Genomic DNA, 23,737 nt, shown 5'->3' with positions numbered 1-23,737 from the left:
TTTACCCCTCAACTGCATTTCGTCCTCGAGCTTTAGCTCTTAATAGTGAACGGTCGGCTTTCTCTAAAAGCTCTATCCAACTCGCCGCACCTATGGCAAAACCAATACTCACAGACACATGCAATTTTTCATCTGAACCAGATAAACAGATCTCTTCTAAAGAAATCGCAATCCGAATTTTCTCTGCTAAAAGACGGGCATCTACAAATTGCACCTGTTCTAATAATATTAAAAACTCATCTCCACCATAACGAACAATTAAATCCGAACTTCGAATATTCTGCTTTAATTGCTCGGCAATACTGACAATGACATGGTCACCCACAATATGCCCATATTGGTCATTCACCTGTTTAAAACGATCAATATCTATAATCATTAAACAAGTCTGCGTAAATTTTTGAGGATAACTTTCAACAATTTTTAAATATTCAGATAAAGCTAAACGGTTAGACACACCAGTTAATGGGTCTGTATTGGCAATATTCTTTAATTGAAATTCAAAAGCATCGCGCTGCTGCAACATACGCTGTAATCGATCAATCGCTTCAAAAAGGGAAAGGAATTCACCTTTTGTTGTCATATTCATCTCATCTGTCCAATGATTAGAACTACGCGATAAATCTAAAATTAAAGTTCTTGCTTTTATTAAGGGAGAAAATACCCTTCTTTGCGCATAATTAAGCGTAAGTAACGCTGTGGCTAAAGAAATTAAAGAAATTAATAAAGTTAAAAGAAAACCATTTCGAGCAATTATATTTTCTTGAGTTGCAATCACGACACTTTCATCAAGAATATAACTTTGTAAATCAACCACAGTGGTAAATTTACCCACGATTGCTTCTGTCAATTGAGTGCCATTTAAATCATATGGCTCCCCTTTTTGGCTTTCTTCTAATAAGTTTTGTACTATCGGAATACCCTTATCTATAAATTCTGATTTCACTCGGGCATATAACCGACGGTATTCAGGGGTCTTTGCCTGTTCAGGCTGCAAGGTATCAACCAAAATCCATAAATATCTAGATTGATGCTGAGTTTGTAGAGAGCGCGCGCGATTATTACTTGGAATTTCTTCATTAAAGCTCACAGGAGCAATAATATTAGATGCCATCCGTCCCGCTTGATCACGCATGTCCGTCAGAACGATAATGAGTGTAAAGTAATTAGAAATACGGCTATCTTTACTTTTTAGCTGCAACATTAGTTTTTGCAGTATTTCCCTACACTGATCCCAGACTCCAAACATTCCCAAAATGGCATTATCCATTTGAACAGAAGTTCTGGCTCCATAGGGAGTTTCACCGTAATAATCAACGACGCGTCGAGCTTGTCTAAGATTTTCTTTGAAATTGGTTTGCAACTCGTTTGCTAACGAAACATAACCAGCTTGTTTTAAAATAAGAATGCTTGTATCAATTTGCGTATCGACAGTTAAACGAAATTTTTTTAATTCTTGCTGATTCTTTAATAAATCACTAGGACTGCTCGACATCATTTTATTAGCTGGAGCACGCTCCTTAGAAATTTTATAGGCAATATCAGCTACTGCTCTTAAACTTTTTATTTCGGCTAAGGCCTGTCTAGTTTTTATATAATCCTGATAGCTTCCCACAATAAGTGGTACTGCCATGAATAATAAAGACAAAATAATAACCAGCATGAAAAAGAACAGTCGATTACTAATATGTTCTGAACGTAATCCTGACATTTCTAGCTGGTACTCCGTAAATGTCCTGCCATTTTTAATACGATATAAATTAGGCTTAAATTCATCCTAGCATTTTAATAACTAGAATTTCATCAATAAAACCTTCATTTCTCTTTTAATAATTATACGGCTTCTACATTTGAGTAAGCTTAAATAATTAGTATCGAAAAATTGAATGTTTTTTATAAAAAAACTCTATTTTACAGATGAAAGAAATTTAGTGATGATACTAAAACATATTTAATTATCCTCTTGGATGCACTTCTCCCAGCATCCACTACCCAGCTTTAAGCTGGGTTCTTTTTGGCTTAATATTTTTTTAAATAAATTTCATGTAATTATTATTATAATTTTAAGATTTTCTTATAGATAAAAAAAAGCTCAACCTTGGGGAAAGCTGAGCTCGTAAAATCTGATGTGCAACACACATCGTATTAGGGCAAGCACTTTAAATCCTAAAAACGTTAGGTAGTGAACTTTGCAATTGAATTATGTGACCTATCTCTACTTTTGTAAAGTCGATTAAATTAATCAGAATTTAAAATTTAATCGATTTTTCAACTTAAAATAGAGATTTCTTTTATTTTATTCACTTATATAATAATTAAAAATAGTTAAATTTTTTAGTTAAACTAATCGAAATATTGTTAACTATTCCTCAAAATATTATAAATTCGATAATAAATTGATGGTTTTTTACCCAACATGTAAGCAACTCTACAATTTACTTAACGTTAAAACCGATTACATTAATCTATTTTTTCAATTGTAATTGTAATTATTTTTTAACATTTACTACTAAATTCCCTATGAAATATAATTATTAGCCTCTTGTAAATGTTCATTTTTTTATCAGGTTGACAATTTACTTTTCATTTGATTAGTTTTTCACCAATTTTAACATAAGTGTCAAATATCTTTAACATTCTCTTTTTTCATTATTGACTTCATAAATTGTTACAATACAATGACCCCAGCTTTATCTCTTGTTATTGCTGGAAATGATTATGAAAAAACTTGGTTTAGCCACTGCTGTATTATTAGCCATGACCGGTGCTCATGCTTATCAATTTGAAGTTCAAGGTCAATCTGAATATGTTGACACAACTGCAAACGATAAAAACTTCACTGGTGACGTTGCTGGTACATACTATTTAAAAAATGTTGATACCACTAAAGGTCCTTTAGCTGAAGCGGCTTTCTTGAACCAAGCTTCTAGCGTATCTTTAGGTTATAGCTACCAACAGTATGACCAAGGCAACGTAAACTACCACATTGGTACTTACGGTGTTAAAGGCGAGGCTTACGTTCCTACTCCTTACCTTCCTGTATATGCTAGCGCAACTTACAACCACACTGATGTTGATGGTAAAAACAACAACTCTAAAGATGACAACGGTGACCGTTATGCATTAGAAGTTGGTGCTATGTTGTTACCTAACTTCTTGATGACTGTTGGTTATACAAGTGTTGCTAACCAATTCGCTTTAGACAACTTTGGCATCATCAGCAACGGTATCTACTCTGCTGTAAACCAAACTGCTGCGATTCAAGATGACCAAGATGCTATTACTGCACGTGCTAAATATGTAGGTCCAATCGATGGAACTAACATGGCAATTGGTTTTGAAGCTGCTGGTGCTTTCGGTCAAGAAAACCAATACGGTTTGAAAACTGACCTTTACTTAACTCCTAAGTTAAGTGTTGGCGCATCTTTCATCGGTAACGATGGCGTAGCTGACATCAAAGGTAATGACCTTGGTGAATTCCGTCAAGCTTGGGGTGGTAACGTAAACTACTTCATTACTCCAGCTTTAGCAGTTGGTGCATCGTACATGAAAGCTGACGTTAAAAAGTCTAGCTACGATACACAAACTATCGGCTTAAATGCTAAATTCCGTTTCTAATTTAATTTAGAAATCGAATTAAAAAAGGACTCAATTGAGTCCTTTTTTTACACCTAAATATTAGCTTCGCACAACATTCAAGAAATACAGATGACGTTCATATTGATCAATAATGTCTTGAATTAAATCTTCTTGCGTCCAATCCATTACATCATAGTTCTGGCCACCCTCTCTTAAGAAAACTTCAGCTTGAAAATATTGTCCATCTTCGGCTTCAGTACGCCCAATTAAAAAACTTGGCGGTACTGTTTCACGTGGAACAACTTTATAAATAAAATTAATTTCATTGTGATGGTCTACCCGAAGTTGCATACTATCTTCAAGTTGGCTAATTGAAACCTCAAGATGACGACGTCTAAATTCATGTTGAATATTTTCAAATGCACCCGCTACTTGTTTCTCAATATATTCACGAACCTCTTCTTCATTATGAGGATAGTGCATGATTAACCCTAAACGCTGTTGCCAGCTTCGTGGATTATGAATGGCACGTGGTGTAATGCGTGCTTCTTGAATTGCTGTCATTTTCGTGACATCAAGATGCAAGGCCTTTATTAAACCCCAACTCATTAAGAGCATGACGACAGTAAAAGGCAATGCACTCATAATGATGGAAGCCTGAAGTGCGGCTAGGCCACCGACTAGCAATAAAATAATTGCGAGCACAGCCATGAGTACCGTCCAAAACAGACGCTGCCAAGTGGGTGAGTTTTCAGATTTAGCCGTTAAGTAATCGGTGACTAATGCCCCCGAGTCAGCAGAGGTGACAAAAAATAAAACCACCAAAATCGTTGCCAAGACATTCATCACCCCAGACCACGGTAAGTGACCTAAGAATTCAAATAATGCAACTGACGAATCTTGCTGAACAGCCTGAATTAATGTCGTTTGGTGTTCATGAATAATGCTAAATAATGCAGCATTTCCTAAAAAGCCCATCCAGATAATGGTAAAGCCTGTTGGAATGAGTAAAACCCCAACAATAAATTCTCGAATGGTACGACCGCGTGAAACTCTGGCAATAAACATTCCCACAAATGGCGACCAAGAAATCCACCAAGCCCAGTACAAAATTGTCCAACCACCAATCCAGCCATTTGGCTGATAGGCATATAAGTTGAATGTCATAGTGAACAGGTTAGAAATATATTGTCCAGTGTTTTGAATCGTCGTTTGAAGTAAATAAATACTTGGACCAGCAATAAAAACAAAAACTAATAATATTAAAGCTAAGACTAAATTTAGCTCCGATAAACGTTTTACGCCCTTATCAAGACCTAAAAATACAGATAAGGAAGCTAATATACTCACAAAAATAATGAGTAAAACCTGTACATGAGTACTTTGCTCTACACCAAATAAATAATGCAAACCAGAATTGATCTGGGTTACCCCAAAGCCAAGCGATGTCGCGACACCAAATACAGTTCCAATGGTCGCGAATATATCGATACCATCGCCCCACACTCCATAAATCCTCTTCCCAATAAGAGGATACAGTGCAGACCGAGTCTTTAAAGGTAAATTGTGCCGATAGGCAAAGTAAGCCAGAGCTAGCCCAACTACAGCGTAGATTGCCCAAGCATGTAGCCCCCAATGGAAAAAGGTAACTCTTAATGCTTGCTGTGCTGCATCAATGGTTTGAGCCTCTCCACTTGGTGGATTAACATAATGCATGACAGGTTCGGCAACGCCGAAGAACATCAGCCCAATCCCCATCCCTGCCGTAAACAGCATGGCGAACCAAGACCCATTGTTATAATCAGGCTGACTATGATCTGGCCCTAATTTAATGCGTCCAATTGAGGAACAGGCAATGTAAATCAATAAGATGAGGAAGAAGGCAACAGATAAAACATAGAACCAGCTAAATGAATCAGTGATCCACTGCTTTAATTGCTGCGTTAAAAGCTCAAAAGAACTCGGAGCAATCACAACCACTGCTAAAAACAAAGCAATAATAATGACCGTACCAAAAAATACGTTAGGATTAACGTTTGCGAACCAACCGGACTGTTTGGAAGGCATAAATCCTCCATGTTATTTTAATGACGAGTGACAGGCTTAAATGCCGATAAGATATTCATAGAATGAACAAAGCTAGGGCTTTCAATAGAGAAAGCCGATAACACTCTAAATAAACTTAAAGAATATTGCAGTTACAAAGGTGTAAATAAATTAAAACACCTCCTCCATTATTTATCTGAATTTTTTTTAGGGAGGTGGGTAATATATTGTAAAGCGATTAGGCGGGTGACGATCAAAGCTAAATACATGACTCCACAAAACATTTGGAGCATGGCTAAAACGCGCGCTGGTGGAGTGATTGGCATGAGATCGGATAAGCCTGTAGCCGATTGCAAGCTAAAGCTTAGAAAGAGTAAATCTAGCCAAGTTTGTAAAGCATGAGGATTATTTGGATTTTGAAAGCTATAAGGGAAAACGAGCTGGCAGATGTTATATAAAAATGCAAAACCCCAGGCAATCAGTGTAAAGACAGCTGCTGCCGCAAATAGCTCATCTCTTGTTAAATATCGGTCAGCGAACATATAACGAAATAAACCATAAGCTGCCGAAAAATAGGCCAGAGCTTCACAGCTATGGGCAAATAGCTGAATATATAAATTGCTATATCCCAACACAATAAGTACTGATGACAGAATTGCACCGCTCACAAATGTTAAACCTAAAAAAGTAAACATCGGCGTCTGGCGAATAACTTTAGCAATCAACAATAAAGCAAGGACACCTAATGACCAGGTTAAAGTCCGGTAAGGCAAACTATCAAATGTCAGCATGGCTAAAATTAATAAAATAAACTGAACGAATAGCAGCCATGCAGAAGGCAATAAGCGAAAACTTGCCCAGAAATCAATAATAGATCGCATTATTATTTTCCTTGTTTCATTATGCTTTTTTGAGAGTTAACAAATAATACTGTACACAAAACAAGGCAAACAAGTTGCTCTTTATTAATATCTAAGCTCTAAATTGAAAATAAAATAAGTATAAAAAAAGCCCCGTAGGGCTTTTTAAAGGATTATCTAGCAATATTGATCTTAGTGATCCGATGCACCAGATGCGCCAATACCTGTCATTGAACGAACATATTGAGCATCAAAAGCAGCACGCTCTTTCTTAGCACGTGCAGAGTTGTCAGTTACCGAGAATAACCAACAGCAAAGGAATGACAATGGCATAGCAAATAATGCAGGACCATTGAATGGATTGATTGGTGTATCAGAGATTTTTAAAGTATCTACCCAAACTGCTTTAGAAAGAACAATGAGTGTTACTGCTGTTACAAGACCAACAACACCACCAATAACCGCTCCACGAGTTGTTAAGCCTTTCCAGAACATTGAAAGAACAAGAACTGGGAAGTTTGCACAACAAGCTACAGAGAATGCTAAACCAACCATGAATGCTACGTTTTGCTTCTCAAACAAGATACCCAAAACCATTGCGAAGATTGCTAAGCCCAATGTCGCAATTTTTGACATACGAAGCTCAGAAGCAGGCGTTGTTTGGCCTTTCTTGAATACGTTAGCGTATAAATCATGAGAGATTGCAGAGGCGCCTGAAAGTGTTAAACCAGCAACAACCGCAAGAATAGTTGCGAACGCTACTGCTGAAATGAAGCCCATGAATAAGTCACCGCCTAAAGCGTCACTTAAATGCACGGCTGCCATATTGTTACCACCAACAAGCTCAAGTTTGCCTGTTACTGCCATTTTTGCAACATCAATGAATTGCGGATTGTTTGATACGAAAAGGATCGCACCGAAACCAATAATAAAAGTTAAAAGATAGAAGTAACCAATGAAACCTGTTGCAACCACAACCGATTTACGAGCTTCTTTTGCATCTTTTACAGTGAAGAAACGCATCAGGATGTGTGGAAGACCTGCTGTACCAAACATCAACGCCAAACCTAGAGACAAGGCATCAATTGGATTTGCCGCAAGTTTACCCGGCCCCATGATTTTTGCAGCATCGGTCAAGCTGATGTCATGTACTTTACTGAAAACTTCAATTGATTGACTAAACATGTTGCTGAAGCTGAAACCAACTGCTTTCATTACCATGAATGCCATGAAGGTTGCACCACTGAGTAGCATGACCGCTTTGATAATTTGTACCCATGTCGTTGCCAACATGCCACCAAAGATTACGTATGCCATCATCAATAGACCAACGATGACGACTGCAATGTTGTAGTTCAAACCAAATAGTAATTTGATGAGCTGACCCGCACCTACCATTTGAGCAATCAAATAGAATGCCACAACAACAAGTGAACTGATTGCAGCTAAAGTACGTACTGGTTTTTCTTCAAGACGGAATGAAACCACATCTGAAAGGTTATATTTACCAAGGTTACGTAAACGTTCTGCAACCAAGAATAAAACGATTGGCCAACCTACCATGAACCCAAGCGAGTAAAGTAAGCCATCAAAGCCCGAACTAAACACAAGTGCAGAAATACCAAGGAAAGATGCAGCAGACATATAGTCACCCGCAATTGCCAGACCATTCTGGAAACCGCTGATGCCCCCACCTGCTGTATAGAAATCTTGAGTTGATTGGGTTTGCTTTGCAGCCCACTTCGTAATGAACAAAGTGAAACCAACAAAAATGACAAACATAATAATGGCATGCCAGTTAGTTGCCTGTTGTTCAGCTTCACCCAGATCTGGACTTGCCATAGCCACTGTTGAATATAGCGATGCTGCGGCTAATAAAGCTTTCGCCTTTAATGAATTCCATTTCATATTAGTGTAGTCCTTTCTCATGCGTGATGGCTTCAACTTCCTTCAACGCTTCTGCACTCAACTGGTCAAGAGTCCTATTTGCGATAAAAGAATACACGCCACATAGTAGGAAAGATAAAACGATAATTCCTAAACCTAGCGGGATTCCCCATGTCGTTACACCACCACTAAACGAACTCATTAAAAATTCTTTGTTGTAGCCTACAAGCAGCATAAAACCCACATAAAGAACTAACATGATGATTGTGAGCGTCCAACTTAATGTACTTTTTTTCTTGACCATCTTTTGAAACTTTGGATTGCGTAGAATCTGTTCTACTTGGTTCTGATCCATAACCAAACTCCTTGCCCTGTGCCCAGCCTTGGCCACTTTTTAATAGTAGTTTCTCAGGATTAAAGTTAGCAAAATTACGTGTAATTCGTAACTTAGACTTTGGTCGTTAAAATTTAATCAATTTATAGCTTTGTTTCTGCTTGGGGTATGATAGGCACAAGGTTTTAATCATGTGAGTCATATGAACAGCTGGCTGATTATTGGGGTACTCACCCTTTATATAGCACTCTTATTTGTTTGTGCTTTTTTTGGTGAAAAGCATGCCAGCCGTTTAAGTACACGTGGCCGCATGTTCTTGTTCAGCTTAACGCTCGGCGTTTACTGTTCATCATGGACATTTTATGGCGCAACTGGAGCAGCTGTTCGGGAAGGTGTCATTTTCTTGCCTATTTATTTAGGCCCTCTTTTATTTGTCTGGTTTGGCTATGACATTTGGCGACGTTTAGGTCGGGTACGTCAGCACCATGCTATCTCATCAATTGCCGACTTTGTTGCGGCACGTTATGGGAAAAGTGGGGTATTGGCATCACTGGTCACCATTTTGGCTGTAATCGCGATTATTCCCTATCTAGCCTTACAGTTACGTGCGATTGCTTTAAGTACTTCTGTCATTATGGAACAGAATGCTCATATCCATACAACCACCAATAGTGTTTTGCTTTTAACTAGTGTACTGGCTATTTTGGCCATGATTTTTGGTACAAGACAAATTGCCAATACCGAGCAACATGGTGGCCTCATGTTGGCCGTCGCATTTGAATCTTTTGTAAAATTATTCGCTCTGATTTGTGTCGCTTTATTTTTTATTTTTGAAACACCAGCAAATCTTGTACAAGTCACAGCCGATGTGAACCAAACCTTTCAGGAGGTTCAACTATTTGGAGTACCTGAAACTTTCTGGATTCAGACCTTATTGGCAGGTTTAGCAATTATCTGTTTACCCCGCCAGTTTCATGTGGCTGTTGTCGAGCTGCGTGATGAAAAGCATATTCGTGGTGCGCGTAAATGGTTTGCGGTTTATCTCATTTTAACGATTTTAGCCATTATTCCGATCGCAAGCTGGGCGTTGCATGCAGCACCGAAGTTCTTAACTGTACCTGATGTTGCTGTGTTGTCATTACCACTGAGCTATAACCAAGAAGGGCTGGCTTTACTGGCTTTTTTAGGTGGATTCTCTGCATCGACAGGCATGTTACTGGTTTCGTCAGTTGCCCTGTCTATTATGCTCAGTAACGACTTAATTATGCCTGCGCTTTGGCGTTTTAAAGTGCTCTCGCGCCACGATAAACATTTACCTAAAGTTCTTAAATTTAGCCGCCGCATTAGTATTGTTGCAGTGATGCTACTTGGCTTTTTATTCTTCCATTTCTTTAATGATATTAACCAGCTTTCAGTATTCGGCCTCTTGGCTTTTAGTGCTGTTGCTCAATTTTCCCCTGCGCTGATCGGTGGTTTGTACTGGCGTGGCGGAAGCCGTCAAGGTGTCTATGCTGGCCTCATCATTGGATTTTTAATGTGGAGTTATACTTTACTGTGTCCAACGATTTTGCGTAGTTTACCCGAAAACTATCAAGAAACTGCCCAAAGCATTTTGCTTTTTGGGCCATTAGGAATTAATGCATTACGTCCAGAGTCACTTCTTGGGTTTGAATCATTTGCACCTTTAACCCATGGTGTTATTTGGTCACTCGGTTTAAATATTGTTTTATATATCTGGATTTCAAAAATTTATCGACCAAGCGTGGCTGAGCAAATTCAGGCAGAAAGCTTTTTCTACTATGAAACGAAACCCTTGCCATCACCGCATACCTCTACCGATTTAACCTATTTACCACACGATGCAGCACGTTTAAAAGTAGGCGACCTGTTTGCTCTTGCTAAAAGAATTACGGGTGAACAACCCACAACACAAGCATTTGAAAACTTTTGTGAGCAAAATCATCTCACGCTCAACCCAAATAGCATCGCCAACGGCATGTGGTGGCGGTTCACCGAGCAATATCTCGCGGGCATTATCGGAGCTGCTTCTGCACGTACTTTGCTCACTACAGCAATGATTAATAATGGTCTTGCATTAGGACAAGTCGCGAATATTTTAGACCAAGCCTCACAGTGGCAACGTTTCAACCAAAACCTGCTCATGACCATGATTGACCACATGACCCAAGGGGTGAGTGTGGTTGATAAAAATATGTGTTTGGTGGCTTGGAATAACCAATATTTAAAATTATTTGGCTACCCAAAAGATTTAGTCTATGTGGGTTGTCCAATTGCCGATCTGATTCGTTATAACGCTGAGCGAGGCGAATGCGGCCCCGGTTCAGTCGAAGAACATGTTCGTAAACGCTTGCACTGGATGAAAGTCGGAAGCGCGCATGAATTTGAACGAATCCGTAAAGACGGACGCGTTATTCAAATGCGTGGCAACCCTATTTCAGGTGGGGGCTTTGTAACGACATTTGCCGACATTACCCCCTTCCGTACAAATGAGGCAATACTCGAAGCTCGCGTAAAAGATCGAACTCAACAACTTGCCGGTGCTTTAACTGAGCAACAGCTGGCACGTGAACAAGCTGATATGGCCAATATGTCGAAAAGCCGATTTATTGCTGCAGCAAGTCATGACTTATTACAGCCTATGCATGCTGCTCGTCTCTTTAGTACAGTTCTTGAACAAAGCATTGCGACTGAAGAAGACCGTCAAACTTTGCAGCAGCTTGACCGTGCGCTGTATGGTGCAGAAAGTATGCTCTCTGCCCTACTCGATATTGCCCGTTTAGAAGGCGGTAGCATTCAGCCAAAAAGACAGCCTTATCCTTTGCATGATTTACTCAGTGATCTTGAACTACAGTTTAAATCGATTGCTGCTCAGCGAAATATTTCACTCAAAGTTCACGATGTATCGTTCTGGATTGACACAGATCCACAGTGGATTCGACGTATTATTCAAAACTTTGTGAGTAATGCTTTGCGCTATACAGCCAAAGGTAGAGTGATTGTCGGCGTTCTACGCTCGGCGCAAAAACCTGACCATATTCGAATTGGCGTGTGGGATACAGGCCCCGGAATTGCCGAAGAACAACGTATTAAACTGTTTCAAGAGTTTGAACGTTGTGGACATTTATCGCCTTGGGGTGAGCAAGGTCTAGGCTTAGGACTTGCTATTGTGCAGCGTATGACAAGCTTGTTGAATTACCCTGTTCATGTTTATTCGCAGCTCGATAAAGGCTCCTGCTTTATGATTGAAGTTCCAGTCGTAGAAGCGCCAAAAGTGATTACCCCAACCGTGCAAACAGTGCCATTAAAAACGAAGGCCTATCGAATTTTGTGTTTAGACAACGATGAAACTATTTTAGAGGGAATGAGTAGTTTACTAGGTCGATGGGGCTATCAAGTTTTTAAAGCCACTGAACCAGAACAAGCGCTTGAGATTATTCAAAAAGAGAATATTCAGGTCTGGCTTATCGATCAGCATTTAAATAACAACCAACTCGGCGTCGATTTTATTTTGCAAAATCGTCAGCATGATGTTCCGGTTGCTTTAATTACAGCGGACTCTCATCCAGAGTTACCTCAGCAATTGAAAGAACTGAACATTGTTTTACTCAAAAAACCGCTTAAACCAGCCTCATTAAGAGCTTGGTTATCGGGACTTAAAATTGCCAGCGCGGCAGATTAAACATTTTATCTCCCAGCCTTTTTATAGGTTTGGGAGAGATTTTTGGCAAAAGTTATAGGTTTAATTTAAGCCAATAGGCAGAACTGCTCAAAAAGTCTACTTTTGTTGATTAAATAATTGGCCAAACTTTCCAACAGCCCTTTTTCTATGGCAAAGCTCATCTTTTTTGTAAGTGAACACTTGTATACTTAGTTACAATTTAACAAATATCTGTTTTTTATAATTATTATCCACTCAAAACCACTATATACGACTTTAGTCGTATTCTACTTGCATTCTTGATGACACATAACTATTCCAAACGCATTTGATAAATGTATAACCATTTTTTAACCGATTTCTATATTAAGCCCCCCCCCCTGCTCACGAATTAATGCAAAGGACAATTGCCATGAATATTTCTGATAACAGCCCACAAGGCCAACTCTCATCTCAACAGTTTTATCGTCAATACAGTGCCAATGCTTTACTTCCTGAACTAGATTGGCAAAGTATTTTTCCCAATAGCAAACTGAATGAAGCCCATATCAAGGCATTAAATACGATTTATCAGTGTGCTGTTCCTTTGGCACTTAATATTTTTCATGATTTGAATTTTGATGTATTTGCTCCAGCAGCCTACCATCCACAAGGTTTAGGGCTATTTGATAAATTAGGTCAACAAGAAGAAAAGTTCTTACAAGTCCTTACAGCTGAAAGTGAAAATCTTGATCATGACACACGTCATCAAATCTGGAGCATGTTACTTCGCGGTGGTGCTGTACTTGTTTTCAAAGCTTGGCTTGGTCACGTCAAACACGGAGAAAATCAGTTAGATATGACTCAGTTTGATGAACTCTCTGACTTACTCTTTATTAAAACTCATCCAGATCAACTTGCTGAACGACTACATGTTGATGAAAAAGCAAAACTCGACCATATCTTCTTGATGTATGGCAATGATATTTTCCTTGATCGCTTTAATAGTCTAGAAACAGCTGCACTTTTTGTAGATTTAGGCGTTTATGATGCAGCGTTTTTAAGCTTGCGTGATGACCGCGTGGCTGAATATTTAAAAATGAAAGGTTATGTGACTCAAGATCAAATTGATGATTTGCAATGTGCACTCAATCCTTTGTACTGCGACAGCCTAACACCAAAGCAAGATTGCCTTGCTTAAGTTGCACATATAAAAAAGGCCTCAATTGAGGTCTTTTTTTTTAATTTTTAGATTTTTCTATCTTCAATATTTAATGCACTAATTGCCAGTACAGCCTGTGTTCGGTTTTGTACACCTAACTTTCTAAAGATGGCTGTCACATGCGCTTTAATCGTTGCTTCTGAAACATCGAGTTCGTAGGCAATCTGTTTATTTAACAAGCCTTCTGCAACCATCATCAAAACACGGAATTGTTGTGGTGTTAAAGATTGAATACGTTCAGCTAAAGCAGTTTCATCTGCCGCTCTCGGATCAAGATTAAGGTTAGATGGCAGGTTAGGTGGTAACCAGATTTCACCTTCTAAAACGTGGCGAATCGCTTCACCAATATGACTTGGATGAGCAGATTTAGGAATATAACCCATCGCGCCATGTGCAATCGCACGCTGAATAATTGAAGTTTCTTCATGCGCAGAAACCACAATAATTGGAATAGCTGGATACTGTGCTCGTACATAGACTAGAGCAGAAAAGCCTGAAGCACCCGGCAAATTTAAATCGAGTAATACTAGATCAGGTTCTGCCCCATTTTCCAAACGCTCATAAAACTCATCAACCGAAGCTGTTTCATGAATTTGTGCCTGTGGCAGGCTATAACGTACTGCTTGAATTAAAGCATGACGAAACAAAGGATGATCATCAACGATTAAAATATTCATAAGCGATTAAAGTAATCTTGAACATAAGTATGGCCTATTGTAACCCTACTATTTAGTTGAAAGATACGTTCATCTTATCCATTTTTATGCAAAATGTTGATAAATGCAGAACTTAGCTAAAATATTCAGATGTTTTTTAACATTTAATCAAAATTAATCTGTTTTTTATATAAGCTTACTTTTTATTATAAAAAATATATCACCAATAATTATATAAAATAAAAACAGCAACTTAATATATAAACAAAGGATAAAAATCCACTATTTATCTTTTATATTTAAAACTGATAAGGTTGACCAATTTCGTTATTTTACAGTTTGCCGTCGTTGTTGATTAATAAGTCCAATCTCTTGTTTTAGGCTTAGGAACCAAATTATGACTGGTATCACATCACCAAAACCTTTGAATATTGTTGCTGTTTCTGGTGGCTTAAATACCCCATCTAAAACGGAAAGTTTGGTTCAAGCCATTCTTGATGAGTTATCCGAAGCAACCGATATTAAAGTTCACTTTATTAAATTAAGCGAAATTGGGCCATTACTAGGCGGTGCATTTTATCGCAACCAACTTCCACAGCGTGTACAAGATGATCTTGCAGCAGTTGAAGCAGCAGATGCTTTAATTGTAGGAACACCTGTTTACCGCGCTTCTTTTACGGGCCTTTTCAAACATTTCTTCGATTTTGTTGAACAAACTGCATTGGTCGATGTGCCTGTACTTTTAGCAGCATCAGGCGGTAGCGATCGTCATGCACTGGTACTTGAACATCAACTTCGTCCATTGTTCAGTTTCTTCCAAGCACAAACTTTACCAATTGGCGTATATGCGACCGATCGTGACTTTACCCCTGAATACACGGTGAAAAGCGAGCAATTATCAGATCGTATTACGTTAGCAGTAGCGCGTGCATTACCAATTTTAGAATGGGCGCCAGCGAAAGGTAAACGTGCTGAAGTGATCAAATCTAAGACTCAGCAAGCGAATCAAGAGCTTGGTATTAACAAGCAAATTGAGCAAGAAGAAGTATTACCTTCAGCAGCTGTACCTGATCTTGATGCAGCAGAATCTCGCTTGCATCACAAGTCTGGCAAATCATTAACGCATGTTGCCTAAATAAAAATAACGAATTGGGAGAGCACACCATGACGCAATTACAACAACCGATTAAATTTGCTTATTGGGTACCAAATGTAAGCGGTGGCCTTGTAGTAAGTAACATCGAACAGCGTACAGACTGGAGTTACGACTACAATGTTCGACTTGCTCAGGCTGCCGAAAAAAATGGTTTTGAATATGCGCTCACCCAAATTCGTTTTACGGCGGGCTATGGGGCAGAAAACCAGCATGAATCAGTAAGTTTCAGTCATGCATTACTGGCAAAAACTGAAAAACTTAAGGTGATTGCTGCTATTCTGCCCGGCCCCTGGAAACCGGTACTCGCAGCTAAGCAACTTGCAACAATTGATTATTTAACTGAAGGCCGTATTGCCATTAATGTGGTGAGTGGTTGGTTTAGAGGAGAGTTTGATGCGATTGGTGAAGAATGGCCAGAGCATGATCAACGCTACGTCCGCTCTGAAGAATTTATTCGTACGTTAAAAGGAATTTGGACCACCGATAACTATAGTTTCGATGGTAAATACTATCAATTCCAAAACTACACACTTAAACCAAAACCTCTGCAAAAGCCTCATATTGAAGTGTTTCAAGGCGGCAGCTCACGTGCTGCACGTGACATGGCTTCTCGTGTTTCTGATTGGTATTTCACCAATGGCAATACCGTAGAAGAAATTCAAAAACAAGTCGAAGACATTCGCACTAAAGCAAAAGCCAATAACCATCACGTCAAAATTGGTGTAAATGCGTTCATTATTGCCAGAGATACCGAAGAAGAAGCAAAAGCGGTACTTCAAGAAATTATTGATAAAGCCAACACTGAAGCGGTAAATGCTTTTGGCGATGCCACCCGTGAAGCAGGTGCAGCTTCTCCAGAGCAACAAGGTAACTGGGCAAAATCAAGTTTTGAAGATTTGGTGCAATATAACGATGGCTTTAAAACCAATTTAATTGGTACACCCCAGCAAATTGCAGAGCGTATTGTGGCGCTTAAAGATGTCGGTGTTGATTTGATTCTTTCTGGATTCTTACATTTCATTGAAGAAGTAGAATATTTTGGGGAAAAAGTTCTACCACTCGTTCGCCAATTAGAACTTCAACAAGAAAAGGAGATAGAAATTCAAGCCAAATCAGCCTAAAAAACTTCATTTAAAGCAGCGCAAGAGAATAAAAACAATAAATTAAAAATAAAGACTTATTGGCTCCAAGACTCGGCTTGGAGCCTTTATTTTTTTAAGATTTTTCGACTTCTCGAATCACTGTTTCAACCGAGTAACGGCACCATTTTGAAAGTTTCTCGATAAATTCATTTAATGCTGCGGGTTCAAAATGGCTTACGATCATATAGCACGCATTGCCCATGACTTTAAAGCATTCATCGATTTGTTCATATTGCTTGACCAAATTTTCAATTTCTTCAAAAGCGCGTTGTTCATTTAAATGCAAATGAATAAATTGTTTATGTGAATACTGCACGGCAATAGTGTAGTTTTTGATGACACCAGCATCCATTAACTGAGCAATTCGAGCACCCACCGCCTGCCCTGTCCGGTGAACCCGCTGCCCAATATCTTTATTGGTTAGTCGAGAATCTTGTTTAAGCAATGCAATAATTTTTAGATCAATCGGGTCTAATTCAATATTCATTTTTCATGGTGAAAGAAAACTGGCGGTAATGCTTTCAGCTGACTATAGCCGATTTTGCCAGTAAATAATAATCTTGTTTTATCTCATATCAACAAGATTATTCTTATGAAACAAGCACTATTAGTTATCGATGTACAAAATGATTATTTTAAAAATGGCAAAATGGAATTGGTTGGACCAGAGCAAGCGTTAGAAAAAATAAAGCAGCTTGAACAATATTTTAACGAGAAAAATTTACCAATTATTTATGTACAACATATTAACCCGCCACAAGCGAGTTTCTTCCAAGAAAATACAGATGGGGTTTTACTTCACCCTGAACTTAGTGCTCACGATGAGTCATTAATCGTGATAAAGCATTATCCAAACAGTTTTTTAGAAACCAATTTAGATGAACTTTTAAAAGCACATCAAATTGAGCAACTCGTGATTACAGGCATGATGACTCACATGTGTATTGATTCAGGTACACGTGCAGCCAAAGAACTGGGCTATCAACCCATCTTAATTGCAGATGCCACCGCAACTCGTGATTTAAGCTATGCTGGGAAGACTGCAAAAGCAGAAGATGTACAAACTGCTTTTTTAACTGCCCTTAGCACGTTTGCGAATGTACAAAATACTACTGATTTTTTAGCAAGCTCTTAATAAAGCTTAATAAAAAAGCCCCAAATGGGGCTTTTTTAAAATTAGCTTTGCTTATCGGGGTAAACCGTTGCAATGAGCTGATCTACCACAGCAGGTTCAGCCAAAGTTGAAGTATCACCTAAACTATCAAGCTCATTTGCCGCGATTTTTCTTAAAATACGGCGCATGATTTTACCCGAACGCGTTTTAGGTAATGCTGGTGCCCAGTGTAGTGCATCAGGTGAAGCCACAGGCCCAAGCACTTTACGCACCCAATTAATTAATTCTTTACGTAGTTCTTCCGACTCTGGAACACCCGCTTGCAAGGTCACAAAAGTACAAATACCCTGCCCTTTAATGTCATGAGGCATTCCCACGACGGCAGCTTCTGCCACAGTTTCATGTGACACCAAAGCACTTTCAATTTCAGCAGTACCCAGACGATGTCCAGAAACGTTCAAAACATCATCAACACGACCTGTGATCCAATAATAGCCGTCTTCATCACGGCGGACGCCATCACCTGTAAAATAGGTATTTTTAAAGGTCGAGAAATACGCCTCAATAAAACGGTCTGGGTCACCCCAAATGGTACGCATCTGGCCCGGCCATGAATCTTTAATGACCAGATTACCTTCTACAGCCCCTACTAGCTCATTGCCTTCGCCATCTACAATGGCTGGTTGAATACCAAATAATGGACGTGTTGCTGAACCCGGTTTTAAAGCTGTTGCACCCGGTAATGGTGCAATCAAAATACCGCCTGTTTCGGTTTGCCACCATGTATCAACAATTGGGCAGCGACCTTCACCAACAACGTTGTAGTACCAGTTCCAAGCTTCAGGGTTAATAGGCTCACCGACCGAACCAAGTAAACGCAAGCTACTACGGTTACTTTCACGTACAAATGAATCACCTTCTCGCATCATGGCGCGAATCGCGGTTGGGGCCGTATATAAAATAGAGACTTTGTGCTTATCGACCACATGGCCAAGGCGTGCCCAAGTTGGATACTGAGGTACACCCTCAAACATTAAAGTTGTAGTACCATTTGCAAGTGGGCCATAGAGCAAATAACTATGTCCTGTAATCCAGCCTACATCGGCTGTACACCAGTACACATCATCTTGTTTTAAATCGAAGACCTCTTTAAAGGTACTTGCCACATACACCAGATAACCACCTGTAGTATGCAAAACACCTTTCGGTTTACCTGTCGAACCGGATGTATAGAGAATAAATAAGGGGTCTTCAGCCTTCATAGGTTCTGGAAGACAGTTTGCATCCACTTCCATAATAATGAGGTGATACCACAAATCACGGCCCGGTTTCATTTCAATCGGGTTCGCATTACGGTAAACCACCACTACATTTTCAACGCACTCTGTGCCCGGCAACTCTAGAGCCAAATCAACATTTTCTTTGAGTGGTAAGAGTTTTCCAGCACGTAGACTTGAGTCTGCGGTAATCACCAGTTTAGCTTGGCTATCTTCAATACGGCTTGCTAAAGAGTCTGGCGAGAACCCACCAAAGACCACACAGTGAACCGCACCAATACGAGTACAGGCCAACATGGCAATTGCAGCTTCTGTCACCATTGGCATATACAGCACAACACGGTCACCTTTACCAATACCATATTTCTTTAAAACGTTGGCAAAGCGGCAGACTTCGTCGTGTAATTCTTTATAAGAAACGATTTTATGACGAGAAGGATGGTCACCTTCCCAAATAATTGCAGGTTTATGTGGATGTTCTTTAAGATGCCTGTCTAGGCAGTTTGCTGACACGTTCAACTCACCATCAGCAAACCATTCAATTTTGAAATTGTCTTTGTCAAAACTCGTATTTTTAACTTGGGTAAATGGCTTTATCCAATCGACAATTTTAGCTTGCTCTGCCCAGAATTCATCAGGGTTCTCGATAGAGTGTTGATAACGTTTAAAGTAGTCTGCTTCAACAGTACGAGCTGTTTTTTTAAATTCCTCTGGTACTGGATAGATCTCATTCATACGCAACTTCCTTGATCTTGTGCATCCCATCTCGAGACTGTGGCTATTATTTTACTGGATCTTATTTGCATGCCTTTGCAGTATGATGACTCTTTCAAAGTCCAAACAATGCGACTTTGGTCATATATTAACCACTTACTCAAGCATACGAAATTGTGAACATTTTTATAAAATTAAGTTGATTTAAAACATTTGTCTATAGCTTTTACTTTTATAATTTTTGCAAGATTTGATGGTTTTGATCATCAACAAAGATTATTTTGTCTCTCATACGCAACACAGGAATAAAATAATATGTTTGCCCAAACAAGCTCCTCACGCCCACCTCAGCTCCCTTTTAGAGATAGTCCGTTTTCAATTCATGGACGCTTTAATCGTATGAGCTATTTAGGTGGTTATGGACTGATTTATTTAGTCACCCTCTTGGGCTATTTCATTTTGGCCTCATTTCTTGGAAGTTTTCAGCTTTCAAGCAATTTATTTAATTTTGAATTTTATAGCTCTCTTTCTGGAGCCAGTGCTTTAGTGGTCTGGGCTTTTTCGCTGTTTTTAATTTATTTAAATATTGTTCTCGTTGTTCGACGCTTGCACGATCTAAATAAGAGTGGCTGGATGGGATTACTGTTGTTCATTCCAGTTGTTCAGTTCTTTTTTATGATTTATTTACTGCTTGCCTCAGGTACAGCAGGTCCAAATGAGTACGGCCCTGTTCGACCAGCAACGTTTATAGAAAAACTCATGGCTTGGCTTATTTTAGTCGCTATTTTAGTTAGCCTTATTTCAACAGCAGGAATTTTTTATTATTTCTCAGGGACTGATACCTTAGAAACACCGACACAAATCTTACAAAAAGGAACGGAATACTTTTAATTAAAAAACACTTTATTATTTAGATGAACTCATTATAGTAGGCGCACATTTTATCTCCTACTATGATGAAAGCCGAAAATCGCTTTCATAAATTTTTTTTTAATTGAGACTTGCCGTGGCTGATGAACAAAAATCCTTAACGGATGTCGCAAAAAATACAGGCGAACTTTTGCAAGAAGCGGGTACTAAAACCACTCAAACGGTTTTAGCGCATACCGAAAAGTATCATGATGCCTATACCACAATTGATAAAATCGTGGATAACTTCTGGGAACGTGTGCCTTATATATGTATTGCGATTATCGTTTTTATTATTTTTTGGCTACTGACCAAATTATTTAAGTTCTTTGTTCGTAAAACCTTAGAAAACCGCTCTTACACGCGCCAAAACCTCGTTTTGGTCTTAAACCGTGTAGGCAGTACAGCGATTTTATTCTTTGGTTTCTTAATTGCTTTAGTGATCTCGATTCCAGGGTTTACACCAGGGCAACTTATGAGTGCTCTTGGAATTGGTTCTGTCGCTATTGGTTTTGCATTTAAAGACATCTTTCAAAACTTACTGTCAGGCATCTTAATCTTATTAAGCGAGCCATTCCGCATTGGCGATTCCATTGTTGTCAATTCGCTTGAAGGAACTGTTGAAGATATTCAAATTCGTGCAACATTCTTACGCTCGCCAGATGGCCGTCGCATTGTTATTCCAAACGCAACTGTTTATACAAGTGCTTTAACTGTAAATACTGCTTATCAACAACGACGCTGTGAGTTTGTAGTCGGAATTGGATACGAAGATGACGAACAAAAAGCCAAGCAGATTATTTTAGATATTCTTAATAATGACCGAAATGTACTCAGTCAGCCAGCCTTCTCGGTTAACGTTACAGCGTTAGCAGATTTCTCGGTTAACCTGACTGTACGCTGGTGGGTTGATACGACTGAAACTGATATTTCGTCATCTACGAGCACCATTCAAGCTCAGGTCAAACAAGCTTTTAATGCGAACGGAATTAATATTCCTTACCCAATTCAGGAATTAAAAATGGCAGCAAATCAGCCACTTTTAAACCCTGAAGCATTAACTAAATAAACGACCTAAAATATAAGAAATAGACGTTTCAGTTCTTAAAATACGGTTGCCTAAGCTCACAGCTTGGCAGCCGTTTTTTGTGAGCAAATCAATTTCATAGGGAATAAAACCACCTTCAGGTCCAACAACTACACTACAAGCATGTGGAATATTGACGGGCATGCTCTGCTCGGCATAAGGATGAGCCACATAAGCGGGTGTTTCTTTCGAAATTAAGCTTGGCAAAACATCTTCAACAAAAGGTTTAAAGCGTTTGTACATTTGAATTTCAGGAACAATCGTGTCACCTGCTTGCTCAAGCCCTAAAGTCACATAGTTGTCGAGTTGTTGCAAAAATGGAGTTTGCCAATAACTTTTATCGACGCGATAACTATGAATCAGACTAATCTTTTCGACCCCTAAAGTCACACTGTCCATGATTAAACGACGTAAAACTTTGGGCCTAGGTAAAGCTACGATTAAATGAACCGGGAGTTTTGCAGGGACAGCTTCTTCACTAATAGGGCTTATACAAACTTCTTGCTCGTTAATCGAAATAATCTCGGTCGTATAACGAGCGCCATTACGAACACCAACTTTTAGATTTTGGCCCACCGTAATATCAAGATGTTCACGTAAATGCTGTAATTGGCGCTTTGAATGAATTGACCACGTGTCTGACTGAACATCTTCAGGTTCTAGCAAAACGATATTCATGATTTATCGGCCAAATACCGATTAATTACGCCAATATGTTTTTGCAATGAACCTTGGTTACGTTGCAAGACTTTATGCGCTTGTTCCACCACTTGTTGGCTCTGATCAGGTTCAGCTAAACATGCCATCCAAATTGCCACAACTTGCTCAGCGTCTTGAGCAATCAACACACCATTTTCGTCAATAAATTCATCGACAATGGTTTGGAAATTAAAGTAACGAGGTCCAATTACGGTCGGCACATTCAAAACCATAGGCTCTAAAATATTATGTCCACCACCCGGCTCATTTAAAGAACCACCCACAAAACACACCTGACTTAAGGCGTACCATAACCAAAGCTCACCCATACTATCAGCTAGATAAACCTGTGTACTCGGATGAATACTTTGGTTCAAACTTCTACGATGAGTAATTAAATCTAGGTTTTGGCAAATTTCAAATACTTCGTCGAAACGTTCAGGATGTCGAGGTACGACAATACAAACTAACTCTGGATCTGACTTTAAATAAGGCTGAAGTGCCTGCAAAATTTGTTGTTCTTCGGGTGCATGTGTACTGGCAATTGTCAGTACTTTTCGTTGGCCCAAATACCATAGCTGGTGTAACTTTGCTGCCTGATTTATAAATGCTTCTGGTGCGTGAATATCAAATTTAATATTTCCAACCACCTGACTTTTTTGTTGATCTAAGCCAAGCTCGACATAGCGTTGACGAGTAGCATTATCTTGTGCCAACACCCAGTCAATTTGTTTCAGCATTCCTGCTGTTAGACCTGAAACTCGACTATAACCTTTAGCTGATTTTTCTGATAACCGCGCATTTAACAATAAACAAGGAACCTGTTGTAGCTTGGCTTGATCGATTAAATTTGGCCAAAGTTCAGTTTCAACCAATGCTAAAAGTTTTGGCTGATACAACTCAAAAAATTGTTTTAAAAGATGCTTTTGATCAACAGGCAAATAAACTGCTTGAAATAAATCTAAATAAGGTGCTTTTAAAAATAATGATTTAGCGCGTGCCTGCCCGGTTTTAGTCGTATTGGTAACCAAAACAGGTTGTCCAAGTTTAAGATAATGCTCGATTAAAGGCTGCGCAGCATTGGTTTCTCCAACCGAAACAGCATGGAACCAAATTGCTCTCACATTTTTCGGAGATTCAAACGGCCCAAATCTTTCAAGACATTCCTGATTATATAATTCCTGGCTTTCTGCACGTTTTTTTATCCGCCAGTGGTAAAAAGGTTTTAATAAATGGAGTGCGGTGTTGTACCAAAATGGGGTCGCCAAGCGGTTTGCCTCAAATAGTCAAAGTTTAAAACTGGGGAAAATATAACATAGATAGAAAAAATGGCAGAGTTTCGATACCTAAACTCTACCATTACAAGGAAAAGCGATTTACTGAGCCCATAAATCAAA

The 23,737-nt window shown here is 39.1% G+C and carries 18 protein-coding genes; 8 read left to right on the top strand and 10 right to left on the bottom strand.

Going from position 1 to position 23,737, the window contains the following annotated elements; translation table 11 throughout:
* Window position 1 precedes the first annotated feature (1 nt).
* Window positions 2-1,711, bottom strand: a complete 1,710-nt coding sequence (locus tag F935_RS16320; RefSeq protein WP_016139894.1) for a GGDEF domain-containing protein — start codon at window positions 1,709-1,711, stop codon at window positions 2-4.
* A 1,007-nt stretch (window positions 1,712-2,718) separates the two neighbouring features.
* Between F935_RS16320 and omp33-36 the strand changes: the two genes are divergently transcribed.
* Complete coding sequence (gene omp33-36 / locus F935_RS16315) at window positions 2,719-3,618, top strand: porin Omp33-36 (RefSeq protein WP_016139893.1); 900 nt, start codon at window positions 2,719-2,721, stop codon at window positions 3,616-3,618.
* A 60-nt stretch (window positions 3,619-3,678) separates the two neighbouring features.
* Here omp33-36 and F935_RS16310 read toward each other — a convergent pair whose 3' ends face one another.
* From F935_RS16310 to F935_RS16295, 4 genes are all read right to left on the bottom strand, one after another.
* A complete protein-coding gene (locus F935_RS16310; RefSeq protein WP_016139892.1) occupies window positions 3,679-5,646 on the bottom strand; it encodes a BCCT family transporter in 1,968 nt (655 codons plus the stop codon).
* A 167-nt stretch (window positions 5,647-5,813) separates the two neighbouring features.
* Window positions 5,814-6,506 (bottom strand): ion channel, encoded by a 693-nt coding sequence (locus tag F935_RS16305; RefSeq protein WP_016139891.1) that lies wholly within the window; start codon window positions 6,504-6,506, stop codon window positions 5,814-5,816.
* 171 nt (window positions 6,507-6,677) lie between these two features.
* Window positions 6,678-8,393, bottom strand: a complete 1,716-nt coding sequence (locus tag F935_RS16300) for a cation acetate symporter (protein ID WP_016139890.1) — start codon at window positions 8,391-8,393, stop codon at window positions 6,678-6,680.
* 1 nt (window position 8,394) lies between these two features.
* Complete coding sequence (locus F935_RS16295) at window positions 8,395-8,727, bottom strand: DUF485 domain-containing protein (RefSeq protein ID WP_016139889.1); 333 nt, start codon at window positions 8,725-8,727, stop codon at window positions 8,395-8,397.
* Window positions 8,728-8,908: 181 nt separating this feature from the next.
* On the opposite strand from F935_RS16295, the gene F935_RS16290 reads away from it, so the two are divergent.
* Both F935_RS16290 and F935_RS16285 read left to right on the top strand, forming a co-directional pair.
* Window positions 8,909-12,406 carry a hybrid sensor histidine kinase/response regulator gene (locus F935_RS16290; RefSeq protein ID WP_035366371.1) on the top strand — a complete coding sequence of 1,166 codons (3,498 nt, stop codon included), beginning with the start codon at window positions 8,909-8,911 and terminating at the stop codon, window positions 12,404-12,406.
* Window positions 12,407-12,797: 391 nt separating this feature from the next.
* Window positions 12,798-13,565 carry a hypothetical protein gene (locus F935_RS16285; RefSeq protein ID WP_016139887.1) on the top strand — a complete coding sequence of 256 codons (768 nt, stop codon included), beginning with the start codon at window positions 12,798-12,800 and terminating at the stop codon, window positions 13,563-13,565.
* Between the two features lie 47 nt (window positions 13,566-13,612).
* On the opposite strand, the gene F935_RS16280 is transcribed toward F935_RS16285, so the two are convergent.
* Window positions 13,613-14,263: a response regulator gene (locus tag F935_RS16280; protein WP_016139886.1), complete on the bottom strand. Its 651-nt coding sequence runs from the start codon at window positions 14,261-14,263 to the stop codon at window positions 13,613-13,615.
* A gap of 376 nt (window positions 14,264-14,639) precedes the next feature.
* Between F935_RS16280 and msuE the strand changes: the two genes are divergently transcribed.
* Together msuE and sfnG are read left to right on the top strand one after the other, a co-directional pair.
* A complete protein-coding gene (msuE, locus tag F935_RS16275; RefSeq protein ID WP_016139885.1) occupies window positions 14,640-15,377 on the top strand; it encodes an FMN reductase in 738 nt (245 codons plus the stop codon).
* Between the two features lie 29 nt (window positions 15,378-15,406).
* Window positions 15,407-16,519 carry a dimethylsulfone monooxygenase SfnG gene (gene sfnG / locus F935_RS16270; protein ID WP_016139884.1) on the top strand — a complete coding sequence of 371 codons (1,113 nt, stop codon included), beginning with the start codon at window positions 15,407-15,409 and terminating at the stop codon, window positions 16,517-16,519.
* 94 nt (window positions 16,520-16,613) lie between these two features.
* Here the strand turns inward: sfnG and F935_RS16265 are convergent, their stop codons facing one another.
* On the bottom strand, window positions 16,614-17,027 hold the full coding sequence (locus F935_RS16265; protein ID WP_014207916.1) for an Lrp/AsnC family transcriptional regulator: 414 nt from the start codon (window positions 17,025-17,027) through the stop codon (window positions 16,614-16,616).
* 105 nt (window positions 17,028-17,132) lie between these two features.
* Between F935_RS16265 and F935_RS16260 the strand changes: the two genes are divergently transcribed.
* On the top strand, window positions 17,133-17,675 hold the full coding sequence (locus F935_RS16260; RefSeq protein ID WP_016139883.1) for a cysteine hydrolase family protein: 543 nt from the start codon (window positions 17,133-17,135) through the stop codon (window positions 17,673-17,675).
* Between the two features lie 41 nt (window positions 17,676-17,716).
* On the opposite strand, the gene acs is transcribed toward F935_RS16260, so the two are convergent.
* Window positions 17,717-19,666, bottom strand: a complete 1,950-nt coding sequence (acs, locus tag F935_RS16255; RefSeq protein ID WP_016139882.1) for an acetate--CoA ligase — start codon at window positions 19,664-19,666, stop codon at window positions 17,717-17,719.
* 294 nt (window positions 19,667-19,960) lie between these two features.
* Between acs and F935_RS16250 the strand changes: the two genes are divergently transcribed.
* On the top strand, window positions 19,961-20,536 hold the full coding sequence (locus tag F935_RS16250; RefSeq protein WP_016139881.1) for a DUF805 domain-containing protein: 576 nt from the start codon (window positions 19,961-19,963) through the stop codon (window positions 20,534-20,536).
* Between the two features lie 115 nt (window positions 20,537-20,651).
* Window positions 20,652-21,623 (top strand): mechanosensitive ion channel family protein, encoded by a 972-nt coding sequence (locus F935_RS16245; protein WP_016139880.1) that lies wholly within the window; start codon window positions 20,652-20,654, stop codon window positions 21,621-21,623.
* On the opposite strand, the gene F935_RS16240 is transcribed toward F935_RS16245, so the two are convergent.
* Window positions 21,612-22,319 carry a 16S rRNA (uracil(1498)-N(3))-methyltransferase gene (locus tag F935_RS16240; RefSeq protein WP_016139879.1) on the bottom strand — a complete coding sequence of 236 codons (708 nt, stop codon included), beginning with the start codon at window positions 22,317-22,319 and terminating at the stop codon, window positions 21,612-21,614. The two genes, F935_RS16245 and F935_RS16240, sit on opposite strands and share 12 nt — an antisense overlap.
* The gene (locus F935_RS16235) at window positions 22,316-23,608 is read right to left on the bottom strand and encodes a 3-deoxy-D-manno-octulosonic acid transferase (RefSeq protein WP_016139878.1); all 1,293 of its coding nucleotides are present in this window, start codon (window positions 23,606-23,608) and stop codon (window positions 22,316-22,318) included. Before F935_RS16235 ends, F935_RS16240 begins: the two co-directional genes overlap by 4 nt.
* Between the last annotated feature and the right edge of the window lie 129 nt (window positions 23,609-23,737).

This window comes from Acinetobacter calcoaceticus ANC 3811, assembly GCF_000399665.1.
GTDB classification, from domain to species: Bacteria; Pseudomonadota; Gammaproteobacteria; order Pseudomonadales; family Moraxellaceae; genus Acinetobacter; species Acinetobacter calcoaceticus_B.
This window is presented reverse-complemented; position numbering and strand designations above follow the sequence as displayed.